Below are 2,316 nucleotides of genomic sequence, written 5' to 3'. Positions count from 1 at the left end.
GCTCGAAGGACCGCCTCTGACCAGCGCGAATGGTGAAGTCCCACTGGAGTACTAAGTCCGGTGCCGGTGAGGCAGCCGTCGATCAGGTCGGGGCGGTGCTGGATGTGCCGCAGGCTGCGGCGGAGGGTGCGTTCGAGGTGGTCGTCGTCGGTGAAGGCGACGTTGGCCAGCGGTCCGCGCCGCAGCAGCGACCAGATGCCTTCCACCGGGTTCAGGTCCGGTGCGTAGGGCGGCAGGTGGATGATGGTGAGCCAGTCGTGTTCGGCGGCGTACTGACGCATTCCGGCGGCCCGGTGAGTGTTGAGACTGTCCCAGATGAGGACAATGGGGGCCTTGAGCTGGAGGTGAGCGCGGACGATGAGGTCGCGGTAGTCGGTCCAGGCGAAGCTGTTGCGTCCCTTGCCGCGGTGCTTGCGGTGCCGGTGCGGCCGGTAGATCAGCCGGGAGGGCTCGCCGGGCCGGTAGCAGCACAGGGCGGCGATCGAGTAGCGGCGCCAGGACCGGCCGCGCACCCGCACCACCGGCGTGTCTCCGCGCCGGCCCCAGGTGCGGGCCCGTGGCGGGGTCATCCCGAACCCGCCTCGTCCTCGAAGACGAGAAAGGCCCCGAGCGCCGCCGCGGTCATTCCGCCTGCGGCCACACATCCTTCTTCCACAACTCGACGGCGTGCTCGTCGCGTTCCAGGGCCCGGCGGGCGGGCGACTGCCAGGACCAGCCGTGCCGGTGCAGCAGCCGCCAGACTGCCGCCGGCGAGACGTCCAGATTGAACTTCCAGAAGATCAGTGCGCGGATCCTCGCCAGGGGCCAGCGCTGGTCCTCCCAGCCGTGCACGGCCGGGCCTCTGGCCAGCTCCTTCTCCAGTTCGGCGAACCGGTCGTCGGTCAGCTTGGGCAGTTTCGGCGGTCCGGCCGAGGCGAGGGCGGTCGTGCCGCCTTCGCGCCAGGCCCGCCGCCAGCGCTCCACCGACCGCTCACTCACCCGCAGATCCTTCGCGACCAGCGCGTTTCTCTCGCCCCGCGCGAACCGCTCACCTGCCTCGAACCGGATCTGTTCCCGCATGCGCCGTCGCTCGGCGGTCAGCCCGCCGCCCTGCGCGTACCGCATGCCCCCGGCCTACCGCAGGGATCACCACCCGTCACCCACTCCGACAACATCCCGAAGAGATCAGTAACGGAGTCCTATTAGGGCAGAGGCACACGCGAGGCACATCGGCAGCACTTCTAAGCGCCGGATGGCCGTGGTTATCTGATGGCGTCCAGGATTATCCGTCGGTAAGTGGCCTACCGGATCATCGGCTGCCTTCTGGCTTCCTATACCGCATGCAGCCATGAAGCGAGCCATCTCTGCGTCGTGAAGTTCCGCGGCGGCGCCGAGTTGGCTTTCAGGTGAGTCTCCTCCGCGCCGTGAGCCCCGCCCGCACCAGCTTCTTGTGACGGACGCAGCTCCGGCCTCCCTCGCGGAGGAGGGGCGCTCTGCCCCTGCAGGAAACACCGGTTGGATCACCGGTGTCTGGGCAGAGAGCCCCGGCCGCCCTCAGCATCGCGAGGGCGGCCGGCCACCGTCCAGGCTTCGGCTCATCAACAGACGGCCATGAATTGACTACTCCAGCCGCTACTGGCACGCATCGCCCCCGGGGCAGGCGCGTGAGCGCAACAGGGCCGTCGGCGATCAGGCGTGCGGACCTGCCGAGCTGGCGGAATGCCTGCCAACGTGTCCCCAAGATGTCGCCGAACTCCGTGGCGCCCAGGCGCAGCAGCTGTGCTGCGTTCCACACAGTCGGTACTCAAAGCGGCGTCGGAGTTAACGGGGCGGTGCTGGACTGACTGCCCCAGGTCCAGGGTCTGGGGCGCGCGTTGAGCGGGGAGGTAACGCTCGCGGCACCCTTCGCGAGGAGGATCCTGCGGACGGACCTGGGAGCGGCGGATGTCAATGCCCGGGCGGCGGGCGGCGGGCGAGTGCAGTGGTGTGTCCAGGGTGTCCAGCTGGAACGGCGGCCTCAAACCGTCAGCCGCCGCTGCAGAGAGCTTCAATGAGCTTCTTCAGCGTTGCCGCTCAAGGGTGAGGATGGCCTTGGCGATTGACGTCATGCGGTTCGGGCTGCACCGGGATCTGCGGAAGATGCGCCAGGACTTCAGGCGGGCGACGCCGCGTTCGACGGGTGCGCGTGCTGCGGCCAGGGCCCGGTTGCGGGTCTTCTCGGTTGAGGTGAGGTCCTGCAGGGGCCTGCGTTTGATGCCCGTGGTCACCCATGGGCCGGCGCTCTGGTAGGCGAGGTCGGCCAGGATGGGAACGCCTTGGCGCTCGCAGATGCGGATG

2 protein-coding genes are annotated in these 2,316 nt (G+C 68.8%); both read right to left on the bottom strand.

The features are described 5' to 3' along the window. Positions 1-1,104 (bottom strand): IS630 family transposase gene (locus IE274_RS40585; protein WP_443732154.1). Its coding sequence is split into 2 segments (ribosomal slippage), with 1,106 coding nucleotides annotated over them: positions 1-630 and positions 629-1,104; the frame shifts between segments, so codons are not numbered across the junction. This gene is flagged as partial in the annotation. A 935-nt stretch (positions 1,105-2,039) separates the two neighbouring features. Continuing rightward, a partial coding sequence (locus IE274_RS39080; protein WP_229910123.1) for a transposase family protein occupies positions 2,040-2,316 on the bottom strand: 277 nt, incomplete at its 5' end.

Origin of the sequence: Streptomyces flavofungini (assembly GCF_014650815.1) — a bacterium.
In the GTDB taxonomy this organism is placed as follows: domain Bacteria; phylum Actinomycetota; class Actinomycetes; order Streptomycetales; family Streptomycetaceae; genus Streptomyces; species Streptomyces flavofungini.
The sequence above is the reverse complement of the archived record's forward strand: the minus strand, read 5'-3'. Positions and strand labels throughout refer to the sequence as shown.